This window comes from Martinezella sp. CNPSo 3959, assembly GCF_057784355.1.
Genome location: NZ_JBXSOV010000007.1, coordinates 164,237 through 183,787 on the forward strand (window position 1 = coordinate 164,237; position 19,551 = coordinate 183,787).

Annotated in this window: 18 protein-coding genes; 12 read left to right on the plus strand and 6 right to left on the minus strand. The window is 59.6% G+C overall.

What is annotated here, in order from left to right; all coding sequences use genetic code 11:
* Positions 1–2 precede the first annotated feature (2 nt).
* A complete protein-coding gene (locus AC13RE_RS17170; RefSeq protein WP_488563816.1) occupies positions 3–1,472 on the minus strand; it encodes an OmpA family protein in 1,470 nt (489 codons plus the stop codon).
* A 545-nt stretch (positions 1,473–2,017) separates the two neighbouring features.
* On the opposite strand from AC13RE_RS17170, the gene AC13RE_RS17175 reads away from it, so the two are divergent.
* The 3 genes from AC13RE_RS17175 (at position 2,018) to AC13RE_RS17185 (ending at position 5,241) form a co-directional block, all read left to right on the plus strand.
* Positions 2,018–3,244 carry an alpha-D-ribose 1-methylphosphonate 5-triphosphate diphosphatase gene (locus AC13RE_RS17175; RefSeq protein WP_488563817.1) on the plus strand — a complete coding sequence of 409 codons (1,227 nt, stop codon included), beginning with the start codon at positions 2,018–2,020 and terminating at the stop codon, positions 3,242–3,244.
* Between the two features lie 619 nt (positions 3,245–3,863).
* Positions 3,864–4,169, plus strand: coding sequence for a hypothetical protein (locus AC13RE_RS17180; protein ID WP_112337400.1), 306 nt, complete (start codon positions 3,864–3,866; stop codon positions 4,167–4,169).
* A gap of 298 nt (positions 4,170–4,467) precedes the next feature.
* Positions 4,468–5,241, plus strand: a complete 774-nt coding sequence (locus tag AC13RE_RS17185) for a L,D-transpeptidase (protein WP_488563818.1) — start codon at positions 4,468–4,470, stop codon at positions 5,239–5,241.
* 146 nt (positions 5,242–5,387) lie between these two features.
* Here AC13RE_RS17185 and AC13RE_RS17190 read toward each other — a convergent pair whose 3' ends face one another.
* From AC13RE_RS17190 to AC13RE_RS17210, 5 genes are all read right to left on the minus strand, one after another.
* Positions 5,388–6,308, minus strand: coding sequence for a dihydrodipicolinate synthase family protein (locus tag AC13RE_RS17190; protein ID WP_488563819.1), 921 nt, complete (start codon positions 6,306–6,308; stop codon positions 5,388–5,390).
* 88 nt (positions 6,309–6,396) lie between these two features.
* Entirely contained in the window at positions 6,397–7,110 is a 714-nt protein-coding gene (locus AC13RE_RS17195) for a FadR/GntR family transcriptional regulator (protein ID WP_488563894.1), read from the minus strand.
* Between the two features lie 389 nt (positions 7,111–7,499).
* The gene (locus AC13RE_RS17200; protein ID WP_488563820.1) at positions 7,500–8,810 is read right to left on the minus strand and encodes an MFS transporter; all 1,311 of its coding nucleotides are present in this window, start codon (positions 8,808–8,810) and stop codon (positions 7,500–7,502) included.
* 157 nt (positions 8,811–8,967) lie between these two features.
* Positions 8,968–9,174, minus strand: coding sequence for a KTSC domain-containing protein (locus AC13RE_RS17205; protein ID WP_015342748.1), 207 nt, complete (start codon positions 9,172–9,174; stop codon positions 8,968–8,970).
* Positions 9,175–9,289: 115 nt separating this feature from the next.
* A complete protein-coding gene (locus AC13RE_RS17210) occupies positions 9,290–9,721 on the minus strand; it encodes a VOC family protein (RefSeq protein ID WP_132717988.1) in 432 nt (143 codons plus the stop codon).
* Positions 9,722–9,789: 68 nt separating this feature from the next.
* Between AC13RE_RS17210 and AC13RE_RS17215 the strand changes: the two genes are divergently transcribed.
* The 9 genes from AC13RE_RS17215 to AC13RE_RS17255 all read left to right on the plus strand — a co-directional run bounded on the left by AC13RE_RS17215 (position 9,790) and on the right by AC13RE_RS17255 (position 19,551).
* Complete coding sequence (locus AC13RE_RS17215; protein ID WP_488563821.1) at positions 9,790–10,371, plus strand: TetR/AcrR family transcriptional regulator; 582 nt, start codon at positions 9,790–9,792, stop codon at positions 10,369–10,371.
* Between the two features lie 197 nt (positions 10,372–10,568).
* Positions 10,569–11,555, plus strand: coding sequence for a BMP family protein (locus AC13RE_RS17220; protein WP_488563822.1), 987 nt, complete (start codon positions 10,569–10,571; stop codon positions 11,553–11,555).
* Positions 11,556–11,570: 15 nt separating this feature from the next.
* Positions 11,571–12,995 carry an amidase gene (locus AC13RE_RS17225; RefSeq protein WP_488563823.1) on the plus strand — a complete coding sequence of 475 codons (1,425 nt, stop codon included), beginning with the start codon at positions 11,571–11,573 and terminating at the stop codon, positions 12,993–12,995.
* Positions 12,992–14,518, plus strand: coding sequence for an ABC transporter ATP-binding protein (locus AC13RE_RS17230; protein ID WP_488563824.1), 1,527 nt, complete (start codon positions 12,992–12,994; stop codon positions 14,516–14,518). The genes AC13RE_RS17225 and AC13RE_RS17230 overlap by 4 nt, the downstream gene beginning before the upstream one ends.
* Positions 14,508–15,557 (plus strand): ABC transporter permease, encoded by a 1,050-nt coding sequence (locus tag AC13RE_RS17235; RefSeq protein WP_488563825.1) that lies wholly within the window; start codon positions 14,508–14,510, stop codon positions 15,555–15,557. The genes AC13RE_RS17230 and AC13RE_RS17235 overlap by 11 nt, the downstream gene beginning before the upstream one ends.
* Complete coding sequence (locus AC13RE_RS17240) at positions 15,554–16,495, plus strand: ABC transporter permease (RefSeq protein ID WP_488563826.1); 942 nt, start codon at positions 15,554–15,556, stop codon at positions 16,493–16,495. Before AC13RE_RS17235 ends, AC13RE_RS17240 begins: the two co-directional genes overlap by 4 nt.
* Positions 16,496–16,510: 15 nt before the next feature.
* Positions 16,511–17,803 carry an amidohydrolase family protein gene (locus tag AC13RE_RS17245; protein WP_488563827.1) on the plus strand — a complete coding sequence of 431 codons (1,293 nt, stop codon included), beginning with the start codon at positions 16,511–16,513 and terminating at the stop codon, positions 17,801–17,803.
* Between the two features lie 182 nt (positions 17,804–17,985).
* A complete protein-coding gene (locus AC13RE_RS17250) occupies positions 17,986–18,870 on the plus strand; it encodes a dihydrodipicolinate synthase family protein (RefSeq protein WP_488563828.1) in 885 nt (294 codons plus the stop codon).
* A 21-nt stretch (positions 18,871–18,891) separates the two neighbouring features.
* Positions 18,892–19,551, plus strand: a complete 660-nt coding sequence (locus AC13RE_RS17255) for a GntR family transcriptional regulator (RefSeq protein ID WP_488563829.1) — start codon at positions 18,892–18,894, stop codon at positions 19,549–19,551.

A 19,551-nucleotide genomic window follows, 5' to 3' on the forward strand; every position in this document is an offset into this window, starting at 1 on the left:
CCCTATTTGACAGAGAATTCGATGCGTCGATTGAGTGCCTTGCCTTCCTCGGTGCCATTTGACGCAAGCGGATGGGAGGAGCCGAGCCCAACAGCAGTCAGCCGGCTCGCCTGCACACCTGCAGTCGTTAGATAGGTGACGACCGCCTTGGCACGCTGTTCGGAGAGGGCGATGTTCGCTTTCTCATCTCCGCTCGAATCCGTGTGGCCCGACACCTCGATGTTTGAGCTCGGGCAACGATTGATCGTAGCGACGATCGTGTCCAACAGGCCGGAGGAGACCGGAGAAATCTGTGCCTTGCCCGTTTCGAAGTTGATTTTCGATTTGGTTACGATCCCGTTGAGCATTGATTGACAATTGGCCGCGTCGACTGCCGGAGCCGGTGCACTGACGGCGATTGTTGCAGGAGCCGCCTTAAAGCCGTCGGGAAGTGCCGCCGCAAATCCGCTTTGAACACTGCTTACAGCGCCATCGTAAAGCGCCTCGCCCGAGAGGGTTGCATTCGTCCCGGAAAGCGAGAAGGTCCCCTTTGCGAGACGCGACAAGGCGTTCAACCCTGCAAGCGCAGCGTTTGCAAAGCCGTTCGGTGCGCCGGGAGCGGCGGTCAGCTGGTCATTGACGACGTCACCCGGAAAGAGGCTCTTGGTCGCATCCAGAATCTTGGAATGCATATCGTCGTCGGGATAGTTGCCGGAAAGAGTGAGTTTATCCGCGTCTCTTGCGGCGCCGAAGCCGTATGGAGCGAGAGCCGCAACCGAAGAGGATACTGTCGCAACGGCTGTCGCGACCGGAGTTTGCGCCGCCGGCGTGACGACCGCCACCGGTGGCGGCTTCGGTGCTGAAATGTCGGATTTGGCGAGCGTGAGCCCTTCCGGCAATGCCTTGAGTCCAGCCGAGATGGCATTGTAAGCATCATTGGTATCGGCACTGCCGGAAATCGTCAGTTCATTGTCGGACAAGGATGCGCTACCTTTTGCCAACTTGCCCAGCTGATCGATGCCGAATTGGGCACCGCTCGCGTAGCTGGCGGGGACGCCGCTGGCATATTGCATTTCATCCTTGACATCAGCTCCGGCGAAGGTCGCTTTCGCGGCGGCGACAATCTTGTCGCGCATCTCGGGATTTGGAACGCTGCCGGAGAGAACAATGCTAGCGTCTTCATGGGTTATTGCCCATTTGAAAGGCTTAGCAACTTCGGGCTCTTTGGCGTTGACCAGAACCTTGCGAACACCCCATACCTGATCCACCGAAGACGCGACCTGGTTCGCCGCTCCCGGAGAGAACACCGTTCCGTTAAGAGCAAGGTCCCGGCCAGCCACGTTGAATACCGGATTGAGAATGGCCGATCCTACTGACGAGGTCGCCCTGTTGCCCAGATCGGTGGCGATGGATCTGCCGGTAATGAGGGTGCCGATAATCCAAAGGACCGCAAGCGGGATCAGGCCCCACCACCACTTCGAAGGCTGACTCATGACTCCCTCCTGAAACCTGTATCGCAACGGCCCATTCGCTAATTAGAAGATACTTTAAAACCCTATGGTTGCAATAGGAATTCTGATGCGAGCCTTCTGCGCCCAAGCTCAGCCTGTGCGCCACCGGGAAAAGGGTGGGCACCTCCAGTGATCGGTGGCTTTGCGGCTCGCCTGGCAGACGGACAGCAGCACGGCTTGGTACACCAGGGCGATGCGCTGGAGATTGCCATGCTCTCATGGGGCATGCTGCAATGGCGGGTCGGAATGCATCGCTCCGGTCGTTTCAATCTTTCTCGCGAGGATTTTACCGGCATGTGCCTGAGGGCCGTCGCCCAAATTATCTATGGGGCTAACCAATGAAAATGTGGGGGATATTGGCAGCCCTCGTCATCGCCCTGCTCGCGGGATGACCGTTTTCACTACGGAGACCAAACAGCAGCGGCATTCTCAAATCTGTCATATCATGTCACTAGAAGCACGTGCTGGAAATCAGCCGCTACAGGGCTGCGATTCCCGCCCTCGTCACGTTGCGAAACAGGCCGCCCATGCACCACAATTCTCCCATTCTCATCGAGGGTGCCACCGTTGTCTTCGGCGACCGTCTGCAACCAGCATCGATACGGATCGAAGAGGGACGTATCACTGATATCGACGGTGCGCGCGACGGAGCCGCCGTTATCGACGGGCGCGGTCATCTTCTCGGGCCGGCTTTCGTGGATGTCCACGGCGACGCTTTCGAGCGACAGCTCATGCCGCGTCCGGGCACGATGTTGCCTGTTGCGCCGGCGCTGCTCGAAACGGATCGACAGCTTGCTGCCAATGGCATCGCCACAGCCTTCCACGCACTGACCTTGAGTTGGGAGCCGGGGTTGCGTTCGGTCGACAACGGCCGCGCGGTGGTTTCCTCCCTCGATACGCTGGCTTCCAGGTTGATGATCGACAACCGGGTCCAATTGCGCTGGGAAACATTTTGTTTTGAGGCGATCGATCTTATTCGCGATGCATTGTCAGGTCCTCGCCGGCCCTCCATTGCCTTCAACGATCACACATCGATGCTGCTGCTTGATCCCTCGATATCGCTGCAGGAACGGCCGTTCGATCTCGACCCCCATTTCCCAGCTCTGGATCCGGGGTCACCGGTTTTCGCGGACAAGATGGCCGAACGGGCGAAGAGGGCAAAGCTGCCTGTCTCAGACATGATCGCCATGGCACGCGCCATGTGGGAGCGCCGGCCGCAAGTGCTGGCGGCCATCAACGAGGTCTCAGCACTTGGCGAGACTGCCGGCGCTCCGATGCTTTCGCATGACGACAGCCAGATTGAGACGCGTGATTTCTATCGCGCACGCGGTGCACGTATCTGCGAATTCCCCATGAACCGCCGCGTGGCGCGCGCCGCCCGAGACGCGGGTGATTTTATTGTCTTCGGCGCGCCGAATGCGACGCGCGGTGGCAGTCATCTCGCCTCCATCGGGGCCGCCGACATGATCCGCGAGGGCCTCTGCGATATCCTTGCCTCGGATTATTATTATCCCGCCATGCTGCTTGGGCTCGCGCGCCTGAAGGCGGATGGCGTGGGATCACTGCAAGATCTGTGGCCGCTGGTCTCCGGCAATCCCGCACGCGCATCGGGCCTTCACGATCGCGGTACGATCAAGGTGGGCAGCCGAGCCGACCTCATCCTGGTAGAATGGCCGGAGGGCGATGTACCCGTCGTCCGGCGCACCTGGGTCGCCGGCCGCGAGGCCTATCGAGCCATTGCCGCTGGGCACTAGCGGCGCATCAAAGCACCGCGTCACAGGCCGTATTTTGTGATCCGGGATGGTCCCATTCATTGCAGAAGGGAGGCCAAACCGACACCGATCATGCAAGTCAGCAATCCCGCGCAGATGAAAAAAAGCACCAGAGGCGTGTATCTGGACATGCGGCCTCCTTTCGACATGACTCCAGGGATCGTCGTGCAATGAAATTCGCCCTTTCTGGGTGCGCCACGAAGCACCGCGCTGCGCGCTCGCTAGAACCCAGCAAAGCTTGTCACATAAGTCTACGCAGCCGTGGGTCACTGGTTCCGAAAAATATCGAGGCATTCGCGCAAATGGATCCCGGCCGAAAGCCTGCCCGTGGCCGAAGACCTCGAATTATCTGAGCCGCTATTGCTTATGGAGACGCTGTGCTGAACACCGGTAAGGCAGCGCCAAACGCGGCTCTCTCCCTTAAAAAGAGACGCTATATCCATCAAAGCATCGGCAGCGGTTGCTCCCACCGATTGCGGAAAATCGCGATCTATTTGGATCCAAGATCAATCAGCAGTGGCTGGATTGTGCAAAGTTTGAGTTGACCGTTTCCAATGGTGAGGCGACACTTCCAATCTGGAGCGAGGCAGGAGGAATAATGATGGACGAGCCAGATCGCTGGCGCCAAATGGCAAGCGCGCCGAAAGACGGCAGCAGAATTCTCGTTACGATTCGCCCCTCCGAGCAGGGGCCTGCAGAAGTCGACCTTGCCTATTGGTCGAGTGGGGACCGCTTCGGGTCGGAAGGCTGGCGCGCTTCCGATTCTGCGCCGGGATGCATCATCGAATATGCCGAGCCGGAATTGAAGTGCTGGATGCCGCTTCCATCGGCCAACCTCAATCGGACCTCGATGCCCTCCCCCTGGGAAGGCGACGACGCTGAACAGCTCGACGGAGCAGGAATTTAACAGCTCCAGCCGGCAATCGCAGCGTTCGACAATAAAAACGGTATCTCTATAGATGCAGGGCGCCATCGGATGCCCAATTCAGCTCGCGCCATAGTCCTCCTGGCGATTTCTGCCGATCGGCTTGTCGGGATTTGCAGGCGCTTCCAAATCTGCCGCAATATCTTCATTATCGACTGTATCTAGCACCTGACTGTGAGACTTTCAGCCGTTTTGCCACAATTACGCCCGCCGTTTCCGGAATTGTCGGCGCAAGCTGCCCACCCTCGCGGCGCACAATTTCGGGAAATATGGTTGTGACATGAAGACTATGAGACTGATTCTTTTGCCCGCTGTGGCAGTGCTGATGACAAGCGTCGCCGCACATGCACAGGAATGGAGATACTTGCCGGATTATGGCGACGACTACGCTGCTCCACGGTATTTCCGTAAAGCGCCACCGCGCTATCGCGACGATCGGCGTCTCGACGATGGCTATTACTATCGCGGCGACGCCTATGACTATTATGATGACGAGGACGGCGACTTCCCACCTCCTCCCCGGCGGCTACCGCGGCAGGCTTCGATCGATCCGCGCGAGACTTCCCCGCAGTTCAACCCAGGCGTCAAGGATGACCAGCGTGCGACCATGGCGCGATCGCCGATCCCGCGCACGGTGGTCCCCTTCTCCGGCTACGAACCGGGCACGATCGTGATCTCCACGAAGGAAAAACGCCTCTATCTGGTTCAGAATGACGGAACCGCACTCAAATACGGCATCGGCGTCGGCAAGCAGGGGTTTTCCTGGAAAGGCACGGAAACAGTCAGCCGCAAGGCGGAATGGCCGGATTGGACACCGCCTAAGGAAATGATCGCCCGTCGGCCGGAACTACCCGATCACATGGAGGGCGGTCTCAATAATCCCCTTGGGGCACGCGCGCTCTATCTCGGTTCCACCCTCTATCGCATCCATGGCACCAATGAGCCCAATTCGATCGGCAAGGCCGTATCTTCCGGCTGCATCCGCATGGCAAATCCGGATGTAATGGATCTTTATAGCCGGGTCAGCGTAGGAGCGAAGGTCGTGGTGCTCTGATTGCGACCTCAACGATCGCCGATCTCTTCATCTCAACCCAAGGGAAACTGCGTAAACGACGGTATGGGAGAGTGCGGCGCCGAAGCGAGTTTCTCCGGCGCCGATCAGATTTGGTTCACGAAATCGCCGTCATTGGCACCGATGCGTCAGCTGGAGGCAAGTTCATCCGCCTCCCGCCATCTGCGCAGCAAAGCGAACAATTCTTCGCGATCCTTCTCGTCAAGGCGTGGCACGCCCGGAACGCGGACAGGACCGACATTGAGGCCAGAATAGGTCACGGCCTCCTTGACGACGGTAACGTTTGTTCCGTTGCGGAACTTCGTGCGCATACGTTCGAAGGGCTCAAGCTTGTTGACGATGGCGCGGGCAGCGGCGAAATCGCCTTTCTCCAAGGCAGCATGAACGGCAAGCGACAGCTTCGGCGCAACATTGACGAGGCCTGAGGTGAAGCCTCTTGCGCCGGCCGCCGCAAATGTCGGAGCCCAGCTTTCGGCCAGGCCGCAGACGAAGAGCGCGCCTTTTGGGTCGGAACTCGCGATCGCCCTTGAAAGTAGCATCAAATCCGTCGTCGCAAACTTGATGCCGACAATGTTGCCGTGACCGGCCAGGCGGACCATGTCGTCGACGCTGAAGCCCTCGGCACGGACATAGGCGACGAGCGGCAGGGGCGAAGCTTCCGCAAGATCGCGAAAATAGTCGATCTGCGAGCCGGGCGCGGCGAAAGGATCCACCGGTTGATGGGACATGACGGCGGAGGCGCCGATCGAGGCAGCATCCTTCGCCATCCGGATCGCCTCGCGCAATGAACGGCCAATCGCCGCCGTCACCGGCGCCTTGCCGTCGACGCCCTTGATCGCAGCTTCGTGGACGCGGCGGATTTCCCCCGGCGTCAGCGCATAGAATTCGCCCGTATTGCCCGCTGCGACGATGTTATGAATCCCGGCAGCCGCTACCCGCTGATAGATCTGGGCGGTGACGCGCGGTTCCACCTCGCCACTTCCATCATAGGCGGTGACCGGAACACCGGAGACGCCGTTCAGCACCTGCCGCATGGTTTCAATGCTCATCTTCCTACCCTGACCCTTTATCATCCATCGAGACGCAAACGAGGAGACGTAAAGAAGCCATCACCTCGCCTTCACCTCATCCAATTCTCTATACGCCCTGGAACATGCGGGCGCGTGCATTCAAGATATGTCGCTTCATGGCATCGTGAGCCTCGGTCTCCTGCCGCGCGAAAATCGCCTGCACGATGACGGCATGCTCATCCTGCACACTGCGGATCTGCTCTGGCGTCCGCTTGAGGCTGAGGCTGCGGGTCACGGAATGACCTATGGCGAAGTGCGGCCGGAACAATTCGCGAGCTGTGATATGGAACTGATTGCCGGTCGCGATCGCAATGGCGTCGTGCAGTTCCTGGTCCTCTTCAGCACCAAGACGCCCTTCGCCAAGACACTGTTCGATCTTCTGCAGCGCCGCCGTGATCCGCTCCTTGTCATCAGCCTGCCAGTTGCGCGCAGCAAGCTCGGCGGCCTCTGCCTCAAGCCCGGCGCGAAATTCGAAAAAGCGCTGGACATCGGCAAGCGATCCTACAGGCACCATTTTCAGGACCGAGGAATCCGGCCTTTGCCTGACATAGGAACCCGACCCCTTGCTCGAAACGACCAAACCATCTGCACGCAGCCGCTCCAGAGCGTCGCGCACGACAGGTCGTGACGCGCCGAACATTTCCGCGAGCTTGGCTTCCGCCGGCAACCGCTCGTTCACCGGAAAGGTTCCATCCGCAATCATCGCGACGATCCTCTCATAGATGATGTCGCCGAAGCGCGTCGCGCCCACACCGGAATTGTTGGTGACAGAGAGTTTCATCATTGTCCTTCGTGAATGGCGGCCACCAATAGGCAGAGCGCATTTTCGACGTGCCAGAGCTACTAAATCTGTAAAAATCTGTCAACTCTTGTAATTATCTGGGAATGCAATAAAGTCTCAACGCTGCGCCAGACGAGTGCATCAGACGGGTTGGAAACCGGTCGCATCGACCTTAAACAAAGCCCCACGGCGTGAGCAGACGCGTCGTCCTCGGCGGCATAGCGGGAATGGCGGCCCTGTCTCTGGCAGGCCGCGTCGCTCGAAGCTCGAATTTATCGAGGTACTGTAGAACCTCGCCGAGCGTTGGGACGTCGATGCCGACGCCTCCCAGGAGCGGCCATAAGACCGCCCCCTCTCATCCGAAGAATATTTTGCTCAGATGAGCGCAATCATTTGACTCGGGCTGCGCCTGAGTTGCCGAAATCTTCCGGCCGTGGCGTGCGCGGCACCATGCGCCCCACCACTAGAACCAAAAGTGCCGCTGCCAGAAGGCAGGCCGCTAGGAAGAACATCGGCGCGATCGTGCTTCCCGTGGAATCCTTGATCCAGGGGACGACGTTCTGCGCGATAAAGCCGCCGAGATTGCCAACGGAGTTGATCGCGGCAAGACCCGCTGCCGCACCAGCTCCCTGCAGGAAGCGCGACGGCAGGCTCCAGAACACCGGCTGCCCCGCAAAAATGCCGGCTGCCGCAATGGAGAGGAAAACAAACTGTAGTGTATGGTCCGGAATAACGGCTGATAAAACCAAGCTTGCGGCACCGATAAGCGCCGGAATGACGATATAGGGCGTCTTGGACTCCGCCTTGTCCGCTGCCGCGGGCACGGCATAAAGAGCGATGGCGACAAGAATCCAAGGAATGATGTTCAGGAAGCCGTTCGTCGTGTTGCTGACGCCGAAATTCTTGACGATGGTCGGCAGCCAGTAGCTGAGACCGTAAGCGGCAAGCGGGAAACCGATATAGCAAAGCGCCATCAGCAGTACGCGCGGATTGATCAGCGCCTTGAAGCCGTCGGCGGCGTTCTGCTCCATGCCCGAATTTTCCACCGCGAGCCGGTCCTTCAGCCATTTCTTTTCCGTATCGTCAAGGAACGGCGCCTTGGACGGCAGATCCGGCAGATAAAACAGGGTGATGAAGCCGGCAAGGATGGCGGGAACACCCGTCACCAGGAAGACCCATTGCCAGCCGGCAATACCATAGAGCCCGTTCAAATCCAGCAGCACGCCGCCGAGCGGCGCACCGATCGCGTTGGCAAAGGCGCTGAAGATCATGAAAAGCCCGACCATCCTGCCGCGATAGGCAGACGGATACCAGAGGGTCAGCAGATAGAGAACGCCTGGAAAGAAGCCGGCTTCACAGGCGCCGAGCAGGAAACGGAGAATGTAGAACATGGTCGCATTCTGCGTATAAGCCAGAGCGACCGTGACTGCGCCCCAGGATATCAGAATGCGCGCGAACCATCTGCTAGCGCCGAATCTGTCGAGAAGCAGGTTGCTCGGCACCTCGAAGATGAAATAACCGATGAAGAACAGCGACGCGCCGAGACCATAGGCATATTCGCTCATGCCGAGATCGCCGACCATCTGCAGCTTTGCGTAACTGACGTTCTGGCGATCGATATAGGCGATCAGATAAAGGATCCCCAGGAAGGGCATAATCCTCCAGGTGATCTTGGATATAAGCTGCTTTTCATCAATCACGCCGCGTCCTCCCTGGGAGATGGTTCTGATCGATGTAGATAGCGCAACTCAGCGTTTATCAATGCGCTGAGACGTAAAGCTCGTTCGACTTCGTGACGGAAGACGAACGAGCCGGCACTTTCAAAGCGAAAATGCCAGTCCGCGTGTAGGCTGCGTTTCAGGCGACGCGTTCGAATTTCGTGCGAATATGCTCGATATAGTGCTGGCCGGGCGACGGCGCCTTTACCATGGCAATCGCTGCCTTTTGCGGAACGCCGGTGAATTGACGTTCCTCACCATTTTTAAAGCGAATATAAAGCCGTCCGTCATCCGGACGGAAATAGACTGATTTGATGATTTTTGACGAAACCGGAAGCTCTTGCATGGGTCACCTTACCTCTGCCGGCTTTGTCGCATGAAAAGCGAAATATTGGGTGAAGCGACCTAGTTAATCAAAGATAGAGTTGTATTGCTCGATTTTATCGATTGGGCTCAACACCTTACTGGTCCGGCGGCAAGGCGCTCTCGGCATAAAGAGCTAAGAACTCGGCGCTTGGCGGTATCGGCTTGATGATGTCGATCAGGACGCCATTCGGATCGGCCGTTATGAAATGTCGCTGACCGAAATCTTCGTCGCGGATCGCTAGCAAAATAGGCAATCCAGCTTCCCGCAGGTGGTCGTAGACCATATCGACGTCTTCCACTTCGAAGTTGAGCAACAGCCCAGCTACCCGGCCACGCCCTTGCGACGGGATCGTCTCATGCCGGCCATCCAGAATGGCGAGATTGATACTGCTGTCTTCAGCCGATCGCAGATGGACATACCAATCGCTCGCGAAGTTTTCCCGAAATCCAAAATGCGCGATGTAGAAAGCGGCCGTCTCCTCCACCCGCTCGGTCATGATGACAGGATAATAGCTTGTCACCTTCATGCTTCACATCTCCCCAAAAAAGACATACAATCTGCCTGTATTTTTCAAATAACATACAGGCTGCATGCATGCAAGATCCGCGCTCCAATCGTGAGAGAACCGAGAAGACCAAGGCTGCTCTCATCGCCGCGGCACGAGCCTTGTTCGTGGAGAAAGGCTATGCTGAAACATCGACGCCGGAGATCGTAGCAGCCGCCGGCATCACCCGCGGCGCGCTTTATCATCACTATGAAGATAAGCGCGCGCTCTTTCGCGCCGTCGTCAGAGAGGAGGCACTGGCAGTCACCCGCGCCATCGAGCAAGCGACGCCGGAGCAGCTTCCCGCTCACGACGCGTTGATTGCCGGCAGCAACGCCTATCTCGATGCCATGCGGGTTAATGGTCGCACTCGACTTCTGCTGATCGAAGGACCGACGGTGCTGGGCTTTACGGAGATGAAAAAACTGGACGAGGAGACGACTAGCCTCACTCTCAAACAGGGATTGGAAGCAGCCCTCCGTCACGGCCGCAAATCTGGCATTCCGGTCGACGCGCTCGCCGATATTCTATCGGCCGCCTTCGATCGGGCCGCCCTTGCGATCGATGTCGGCGGCGATGCTGACCGCTACCGTCAGGCGATCGGCCATATGATCGAACGGATCGCCGAGTGACGCGCTTATTCGTCAACCTCTGCCAGATCGTCGCGCGTAAAGCGATGAAATAGCGATCGTGCCGGCTGCTTGGAGCCACCGGCAACAAGCGGACACTTGCCACTCCCGCATATTATTTGAGCACCCGGATCGCTTGACACATTTTTAGCCTCCTCATATGATTTTTACCAATTGATCAAAAAGCTGGGGAACTAAAAATGACCAATGAAATCATACTGTCACGCCGTGCCGTCATTGCATCGGGCATCGCTCTCGGCGTCAGCGCGCTTGCGCCGGCTGCGCGCGCAGCTGCGCCGCTCAAAGTGGCAGGCATTCACGCCTCGCCAGTCGAAAACGCCTGGAATTCCTGTCTTCACAAGGCACTTCAAGATGCGGCCAAGGAAGGCGTTATCGAATACGTCTTTTCCGAAGGCGTTTCCGGCACGGACTATCCCCGCGCGATGCGCGAATATGCCGAGCAGGGCAACAAGCTGATCATTGGTGAAGCCTATGCGGTGGAAAAGGAAGCACGTCAAGTCGCTGCGGACTACCCGGACACAGCCTTCGTTCTCGGCTCCAGCGGCGAGGCAGCCGGCAGCAATTTCGGCGTCTTCGGCACCTGGAACTATGACGGCGCCTATCTCGCCGGCATGCTGGCGGGCAAGATGACTAAGTCGAATGTCGTCGGCTCGGTCGGCGCCATCCCGATCCCGGAAGTCAACATGCTGATCAATGCCTTTGCTGCCGGCGTCAAAGCGGTCAATCCTGACTGCAAGCATCTCGTCTCCTTCATCGGCACCTTCTTCGACCCGCCGAAGGCACGCGAAGCCGGTCTCGCGCAGATAGACGCCGGCGCCGACATTCTCTTCGGTGAGCGCATCGGCACCGCGGATGCCGCCAAGGAGCGGCATATCAAATCGGTGGGATCGCTGATCGACTACACGCCACGCTATCCCGATACCGTCTTTGCCAACGCCATGTGGTACTTCCGCCCCATACTCAATGCCGCAATCGCCGATGTCGCCGGCGGCAAGCCGGTCGGCCGCAACTACACGGCCTATGGCCTTATGAAGGAAGGCGGCAGCGACATCGTCTATGTGAAGGGCACAGCACCAGCAGAGGCCGAAGCTGCAATGGAGAAGGTCCGCGCCGACATCAAGGCCGGCACCTTCGAAGTGCCGAAGGTAGCGGATCAGCCGAAGTAACTGCCCGGCGCGATCATGGGCAGCCCGTCATTCGCCGATGCCACGGAGCTGGCCGGCGCCATCAAATCCGGCACGCTTACCTGCGTGGATGCCATGCAGGCTGCGCTTGATGCTTGCGCCAAGCAAGATGAGCTTGGCGCCATTACCTATATCAATCCTGAAGCCGGGCTTGCGGCAGCGCTCGCCCTGGATCAGGAGGCATCGGTACATCCAGACCGCTTTGCGGAGCGCGCCTTTGCCGGTGTGCCGACGGTCGCCAAGGATCTCGGCGGCCCCTTCCCGGAGCTGCCGGTGATTGCTGGCTCTCGCTTGTTCGCCCGCGCCGGCAAAGGCGCGGACAGCGATTTGGCAGAGCGTTTTCGCGATGCCGGCCTCTGCGCCTTCGGCTTAAGCACCAGCCCGGAATTCGGCTTCTCACTCGCATCCGAACCTGCGATCGGCCCGATCAGCCGAAATCCGTTGGATCCGGGCAGAACTGCCGGCGGCTCGTCGGGTGGCGCCGCAGCCGCAGTCGCTGCCGGTATCGTGGCGATCGCGCATGCAACGGATGCGGGCGGGTCGATCCGCGTACCGGCCGCCTGCTGCGGCCTTGTCGGATTGAAGCCGACGCGCGGGGCGGTGCCCGCCGGGCCCTCCTTCGGCAATCATCTCGGCGGCATCGCCAGCGAACTTGCGGTCACCCGCTCCGTGCGCGATACCGCAACGATCTTCGATGTTGTCCGCGGAAAGACAAGGGGGCCGTACGCGGACATCGCTCAACACCCGGCCAAGACGGGCAAGCTTCGCGTCGGCCTCCTTACCGATACCGGACGGCACTACGCTATCGAGTCGGATCGGGCCCAAGCGGTGGAAGCAGCGGCCAGGTTCCTGGAAAGCCAAGGAAACGAGCTGATATCCATCCGTTGGGATGAGATGGAGAGTGCCATCCAGGCCAGCGCCCGTGCCTTTGGCGATATCATCTCCGTAAATATCGCCGGCCTGATTGACGATCTCAAACTGGACGTGCGCCTCGTGGAGACGATGACGCAAGCCTTCATCATGCGTGGACGCGCCATGCCGGCAACAGTCCTTTGGCGCTCGCTTAATGGCGCCGTCAGGGCAAGCCGCACTCTGTGGGAAATCTTCGACAGGGTCGATGTCATCGTCATGCCCATGCTTGCCGCGGCGCCACCGCCGATTGGCTCTTTCCCCACGGATCATTCGGACACGGAATTGCACCTCGAGCGCATGGCCTCCTTTGCGCCTCTTGCCTCGCTCGCCAACATATCCGGCTTTCCGGCAATCACGCTTCCCTTCGGTGAAGATACGCACGGATTGCCGCTGCCGATCCAGATGATGGCGCCCATGAGCGAGGATAAGCTGTTGCTGCGGCTTGCATCTGCGCTCGAGGCCGAGCAACGGTGGCAACACCGCTTCCCGATTGCAGGCTTCGCGACATGACCACAGCCGTTCTCACCATCGAAGGTGTCAGCAAGCGTTTCGGCAGCACCCTCGCCAATGACAATATTTCGCTGTCCTTGGCAAAGGGCGAGATCGTTGCCCTGCTCGGAGAAAACGGCGCCGGCAAGACGACGCTGATGAGCATCCTCTTCGGCCACTATGTGCCCGATACCGGCCGCATCCTGATCGACAATGTGGAACTGCCACCGGGCAAGCCGCGCGCCGCAATTCGGGCTGGCGTCGGTATGGTGCATCAGCATTTCTCGCTGGCGCCGAACCTGACAGTGCTCGAAAACATCATGACGGGGACTGAGAGGTTGTGGTCGCTCACATCTCAAATGACGTCGGCCCGCAATAAGCTTCTGGCGATCTCCGAGCGTTTCGGCCTGAAGGTCGACCCCGATGCCCGCCTCGGCGATCTCTCGGTCGGCGAGCAGCAGCGGGTGGAAATCCTGAAAGCGCTCTACAACGACGCGCGCATCCTGATCCTCGACGAGCCGACCGCCGTTCTCACCCAGATCGAGGCGGAAAAGCTCTTCTCGACGCTGAAACAGATGGCCGCACAAGGTCTATCCTTGATCTTCATCTCCCATAAGCTCGATGAAGTCATGGCCACGGCTGACCGTATCGTCGTCCTGCGCGGCGGCAAGGTTGCAGCCGAAAGACGGGCATCTCAGACCAGCAAGGCCGAGCTTGCGGAACTTATGGTCGGACATCGCGTCACGCGCCCAATCCGCGAAGCGTCAACGCCGGGCGACATCGTGCTCGAAGCTCGCGATATCACCGTCAGGACCGGTGGCGTCGAGCGCTTGAAGAAGATCAGCTTTCATGTCCGCGCCGGTGAAGTTCTGGGCATTATCGGCGTGTCGGGCAACGGCCAGGCGAGCCTGGGGCAAATCCTGTCCGGCACCGCAAGCCGTTCCTCCGGTGAGCTTCTTCTGTTCGGCAAGCCCGTCGGCGATCTTGATGTGGCTGCGGTCATCGATGCAGGCATCGGTCGCATTCCGGAAGACCGAAATCGTGATGGTGCGATCGGCGAAATGGCGATCTGGGAGAATGCCGTGCTCGAGCGCCTGTCTTCCTATTCGAAGCATGGTCTGGTCGACCGCAGTGCCGGCATGGCCTTCGCGCAGGAGATCATCGAAGCATTCGATGTGCGCGGCGGCAGTGTGGCAAGCCGCACCCGGCTGCTGTCTGGCGGCAACATGCAGAAGCTGATCCTTGGCCGCAATCTCCATGAACGCCCGCGTATCCTCATCGCCGCCCAGCCGGCGCGCGGACTGGATGAAGGGGCCGTGGCCGCCGTTCACGGACGCATTCTAGAAGCGCGCCGACAGGGCACCGCCGTTCTATTGATCTCGGAGGATTTGGACGAAGTGATCGCCTTGGCTGATCGCATCCAGGCCATCGTCGGCGGTCACCTTTCGGCACCGATCGATGCCGGTGAGGCCGATGCTCGCATGCTTGGGCTGATGATGGCTGGTGAATGGAAGGAAAGAAGCGGGGCCGAACATGCGATTTGAACGGCGTGAACACCGCCCCCTGTCTATGATCATCTTTGCTCCGGTGCTTGCGGTCGTCGCGGCCCTGGCGCTCGCCGGCATCCTGATCGCGATTGCCGGCGCGCCGGTCTTCGAAGCCTATCGGCGGATCCTGCTTGGTGCTTTCGGCTCCAGGCTTTCGGCGACGGAGACGCTGACCCGCGCAACACCGCTGATCCTGACGGGATTGGCCGCCGCGGTCGCCTTTCGTGCCCGCCTCTGGAACATCGGCGCCGAGGGACAATTCTATTTCGGCGCCATTGCCGTTGCGGCCTTCGGGTCGAAAATGCTTGCCGGGCTGCCCGGCCCGATCCTCATTCCGCTGTTGATGATCATCGGCGCCCTCGCCGGGATGATATTGATCCTCGTGCCGCTATGGCTGCGGCTGCGCTTCTCCGTCGACGAGGTTGTGACGAGCCTCATCCTGAATTTCATCGCGGTTCTCTTCGTCTCCATGCTGATCGACGGCGTGCTGAAGGACCCGACGGCATTCGGCTGGCCACAATCCCAGGCGCTTGGCGATCACGCCATGCTGCCGAAGCTGATCGCCCGATCGCGCCTTCATATCGGCTTTGCAATTGCGATCATCATTGCGGCGATCGTCTATTTCATCCAGTCGCGCACGGTTTTCGGCATGCAGTCGCGGGCAGCCGGCCTCAATCCGTCAGGCGCCGTGTTCGCCGGCGTTCGCCTCGGGTCGACGCTCGTCAAGGTCGCCTGTCTTTCGGGCGGGCTTGCCGGCCTTGCCGGCGCGATCGAAGTCATGGGCGTCAAGGGTTACGTCACGACTGATCTATCGCCCGGCTTCGGCTATGCCGGCATCGTCGTTGCCATGCTTGCAAACCTTAACCCGCTCGGCGTCGTCCTTGCGGCGATCTTCACCGCAACCATGTTCGTCGGCGCCGACGGTATGAGCCGCAGCCTCGGCATCCCCACGTACATCGCCGACGTCACGGTCGCCCTGTCGCTGTTGACCATGCTGATCGCCTTGTTCTTCACGCAGTACAGGATCCGCCGATGAGCACGCTGGTCGATATCATTGCTTCAGCCGGACTTTGGGCTGCCGTGCTGCGGATTGCAACACCCTTGATCTTCGGCACACTTGGCGCGTTGCTTTGCGAACGGGCCGGCGTCCTCAATCTCGGCATCGAGGGCATCATGACGTTCGGTGCAATGATCGGCTGGCTCTCCGTCTATCACGGCGCCGACCTGTGGGCCGGACTTCTGATCGCGGCGATCGCCGGCGGCATTTTCGGGCTTCTGCATTCGGTCCTGACGGTGACGCTCGGCCTGTCGCAGCATGTTTCAGGTCTCGGTGTGACGTTGTTTGCATCCAGTTTCAGTTACTATATCTTCCGGCTGATCGTTCCGGTCGCTGGGACGCCGCCGACCATCACGCCGTTCCAGCCGATCGCAATTCCCGGGCTTTCCACCTTGCCCTTCATCGGCCCGGCGCTTTTCACACAGACGACGCCGACCTATCTCGCAATCCTGGTCGCGCTGGTCATGGCATACCTCATCTTCCGCACACCGGTTGGGCTTGCGATCCGCATGACGGGTGAGAACCCGCATGCGGCCGAGGCTCAAGGCCTCAACCCGATGAAGATCCGCTATGGCGCCATCATTGCCGGCAGCGCGCTAATGGGCGTGGGCGGCGCCTTCCTGACGCTTTCCGCCTTCAACAGCTTCTTTCCGACGATGGTGCAGGGCCGCGGCTGGATCTGCATCGCGCTTGTCGTCTTTTCGTCCTGGCGGCCGGGCCGGGCGCTGTTCGGCGCCCTGCTCTTCGCCTTTTTCGACGCATTCCAGCTGCGTCTGCAGACGGCGGTGCAGGGTGCGCCCTATCAGATCTTCCTGATGACGCCCTATATCCTGTCCATCGTCGCCCTTGCCGTCATGAGCAGGCGTGCCCGCGTGCCACAGGCGCTGATGCAACCCTATCGCCGTGGCGAAAGATAATCCGAGGAGCCTTCCATGTTCGATCTGATCATTCGTAATGCCAATCTGCCTGATGGCCGCAAGGGCATCGACATTGCGGTCGAGGACGGCAAGATCGCAGCAATCGAGGCCTCGATCGCGGCCGAGGCAAAGGAAGAAGTCGATGCGACCAATCGGCTGGTGAGCCCGCCCTTCGTCGATCCGCATTTCCATATGGATGCGACGCTTTCGCTTGGCCTGCCGCGCATGAATATTTCCGGCACGCTTCTGGAAGGCATCGCGCTTTGGGGGGAGCTGCGCCCGATCGTGACGAAGGAGGAGCTTGTCGATCGCGCATTGCGCTACTGCGATCTCGCAGTCACCCAAGGCTTGCTCTTCATCCGCAGCCATATCGACACTTCCGATCCGAAGCTGGTGACGGCCGAGGCGCTTCTGGAGGTGAAGGACAGGGTCAAGCCCTATATCGACCTGCAGCTCGTCGCCTTCCCGCAGGATGGATACTACCGCGCCAAGGACGGCGTTGCCTCCCTCTCACGCGCACTCGACATGGGCGTCGATATCGTCGGCGGCATTCCGCATTTCGAGCGCACGATGGATGAGGGCAGAGCCTCGGTCGAAGCGCTTTGCAGGATCGCCGCAGATCGCGGCCTTCCCATCGACATGCATTGCGACGAAACCGACGACCCGATGTCGCGTCACATCGAGACGCTGGCGGCAGAAACCATCCGCTTCGGGCTGCAGGGACGTGTTGCCGGCTCGCACCTGACCTCGATGCATTCGATGGACAATTACTATGTTTCCAAGCTCATCCCATTGATGGCGGAGGCGAAGATCAATGTGATCCCCAACCCACTCATCAACATCATGCTGCAAGGCCGGCACGACACCTATCCCAAGCGCCGCGGCATGACGCGCGTGCGCGAACTGATGGATGCCGGCCTCAATGTTTCCTTCGGCCATGATTGCGTGATGGACCCCTGGTATTCGATGGGCTCGGGCGACATGCTCGAGGTCGGCCATATGGCCATCCACGTCGCACAGATGGCCGGCATCGAAGACAAGAAGAAGATCTTCGACGCGCTCACCGTCAACTCCGCCAAGACGCTCGGCCTTAAAGGCTACGGCCTGGAAAAGGGCTGCAATGCCGATTTCGTCGTGCTGCAGGCCGTCGATACGCTGGAAGCGCTGCGGCTGAAACCCAACCGCCTCGCCGTCATCAAGCGCGGCAAGGTCATCGCCCGCTCCGCGCCGCGCATCGGCGAGCTTTTCCTCGATGGCAGGCCTTCAAAGATCGATGGCGGGCTCGATTACGTGCCTATGCGGAAATAGCTCTGGCTGTTTACAGTCGGAACCATTGCGAACGAACAGGCGGTCGTCATAACGCCCATCGCATCGGCAAATGACGCCTCTCCACACTCATAACATCAGTTATCCATGACTGAATAAAACTGTACTTTACAACTAACATGTCAGTATGATACGCACTCATCCCATAAGATCGGGAGGATCGGATGAGTGAGAATTTTGGCCTGTCGGCCGCCCTGGCAACACCCTTCGACGCGGATGGCGAGATTGCGATCCCAGGAGTGATCGAGCAGGCGAAGCATTGCCTTGCCAATGGCTGCAAGAGCGTCACCCTTTTCGGCACCACGGGCGAAGGCGCGTCGATCGGCATGCAGGAGCGCAAACAGGTTCTGGCCGCTATGCTCGCGGCCGGTATCGAGCCCAAGCAGATCGTCATGGGCGTACTGGTCGATGCCGCTGAGGATGCTGCTGCACAGGCTGGACAGGCGCTGGCGCAAGGTGTCCGCAACATTCTCCTCGCCCCACCCTCCTACTTCAAGAATGTCAGCGACGACGGCCTCTTCAAATGGTTTTCGGCCGTTTTCACCATGCTGGGCACCCATGCGCGCGACGTGATCGTCTATAATATTCCGTCGGTGACGATGGTGCCGCTCTCCATTTCCCTTGTTGGTCGCCTGCGCGACGCATTTCCGGATGTCGTTGTCGGCGTCAAGGACTCCTCCGGCGATTGGCCCTATACCGAGGAATTGCTGAAGACGCATGGCGATCTCATCATTCTGATCGGCGACGAGCGGCATCTGGCCCGCGGCGTTCGGCTCGGCGGACAGGGAGCAATCTCCGGCATGGCAAATCTCCTTCCTCGCGAAGTTCAGGCCATGGCGGAAAAGGGCATCGACGACGCCAATGTGGAGCGCTTCGTCGGGCAACTGCTGAACTATCCGGTCATCCCCTCGATCAAGGCCATTCTCGCCCGTTTGACTGACAACGATAGCTGGCTCGCTGTACGTCCGCCGCTCGTGGCGTTGAACAGCCAAGATTCCGACACGCTCTTTGCTGCTTTCGGCGCACTGTTTCGCGCCAAGGCAGCCTAACCGACCAGCCCGGAGCTGCCGATGGACGGACCAGGCGAACAGACGACGTTGAGAGAGAAAGCCTATGAGAGCTTCACGCGCCATCTCCTGGCGCGCGACGTTCGTCCCGGGCAATTCATCTCGCAGCGGCGGCTCGTCGAACTGACGGGACTGACGCTCGGCGCGATCCGCGAATTGATCCCGCGCCTGGAAGCCGAAGGGCTGATCAAGACGGTGCCGCAGCGCGGATTGCAGATTGCCCATATCGATCTGGACCTGATCCGCGAAGCCTTCCAACTGCGCCTATTTCTGGAAAAGGAAGCCGTCGCGCTGTTCACCTATTCAGCGTCGGACGAGACGATTGCCAAGCTTTTGAAGGACCATCGCGATATTGCCGATGCGATCCGATCCGGCGACAGCTCGCAGGAACTCGAGCTTCACGCGCAATCGGTGGACTGGGGCATGCATGATGCCTTCATCGATGCGCTCGGCAACACGATCATCTCGAATGCCTATCGCGTCAATTCGATCAAGATGCGGTTGATCAGCCAGGACAGGTTCCGCATCAACGGCCATGTCGGGCCGGTCATGGAAGAGCATTTGAAAGTGCTTGAAGCAATCGAGCGGCGATCGGCCGATGAGGCCGTTGCCGCTCTCGTATCGCACATTGGCGGAGCACGGGATCGCGCGCTGAAGATGTGA

Bases quoted from the DNA above. Each gene is read 5' to 3' on its own strand.
- AC13RE_RS17245 (WP_488563827.1), top strand. From the start codon at position 16,511: ATGTTCGATCTGATCATTCGTAATGCCAATCTGCCTGATGGCCGCAAG.
- AC13RE_RS17215 (WP_488563821.1), top strand. From the start codon at position 9,790: ATGCAAGATCCGCGCTCCAATCGTGAGAGAACCGAGAAGACCAAGGCT.
- AC13RE_RS17220 (WP_488563822.1), top strand. From the start codon at position 10,569: ATGACCAATGAAATCATACTGTCACGCCGTGCCGTCATTGCATCGGGC.
- AC13RE_RS17190 (WP_488563819.1), bottom strand. From the start codon at position 6,308: ATGAGCATTGAAACCATGCGGCAGGTGCTGAACGGCGTCTCCGGTGTT.
- AC13RE_RS17195 (WP_488563894.1), bottom strand. From the start codon at position 7,110: ATGAAACTCTCTGTCACCAACAATTCCGGTGTGGGCGCGACGCGCTTC.
- AC13RE_RS17175 (WP_488563817.1), top strand. From the start codon at position 2,018: ATGCACCACAATTCTCCCATTCTCATCGAGGGTGCCACCGTTGTCTTC.
- AC13RE_RS17225 (WP_488563823.1), top strand. From the start codon at position 11,571: ATGGGCAGCCCGTCATTCGCCGATGCCACGGAGCTGGCCGGCGCCATC.
- AC13RE_RS17255 (WP_488563829.1), top strand. From the start codon at position 18,892: ATGGACGGACCAGGCGAACAGACGACGTTGAGAGAGAAAGCCTATGAG.
- AC13RE_RS17240 (WP_488563826.1), top strand. From the start codon at position 15,554: ATGAGCACGCTGGTCGATATCATTGCTTCAGCCGGACTTTGGGCTGCC.
- AC13RE_RS17250 (WP_488563828.1), top strand. From the start codon at position 17,986: ATGAGTGAGAATTTTGGCCTGTCGGCCGCCCTGGCAACACCCTTCGAC.
- AC13RE_RS17210 (WP_132717988.1), bottom strand. From the start codon at position 9,721: ATGAAGGTGACAAGCTATTATCCTGTCATCATGACCGAGCGGGTGGAG.
- AC13RE_RS17230 (WP_488563824.1), top strand. From the start codon at position 12,992: ATGACCACAGCCGTTCTCACCATCGAAGGTGTCAGCAAGCGTTTCGGC.
- AC13RE_RS17180 (WP_112337400.1), top strand. From the start codon at position 3,864: ATGGACGAGCCAGATCGCTGGCGCCAAATGGCAAGCGCGCCGAAAGAC.
- AC13RE_RS17205 (WP_015342748.1), bottom strand. From the start codon at position 9,174: ATGCAAGAGCTTCCGGTTTCGTCAAAAATCATCAAATCAGTCTATTTC.
- AC13RE_RS17185 (WP_488563818.1), top strand. From the start codon at position 4,468: ATGAAGACTATGAGACTGATTCTTTTGCCCGCTGTGGCAGTGCTGATG.
- AC13RE_RS17170 (WP_488563816.1), bottom strand. From the start codon at position 1,472: ATGAGTCAGCCTTCGAAGTGGTGGTGGGGCCTGATCCCGCTTGCGGTC.
- AC13RE_RS17235 (WP_488563825.1), top strand. From the start codon at position 14,508: ATGCGATTTGAACGGCGTGAACACCGCCCCCTGTCTATGATCATCTTT.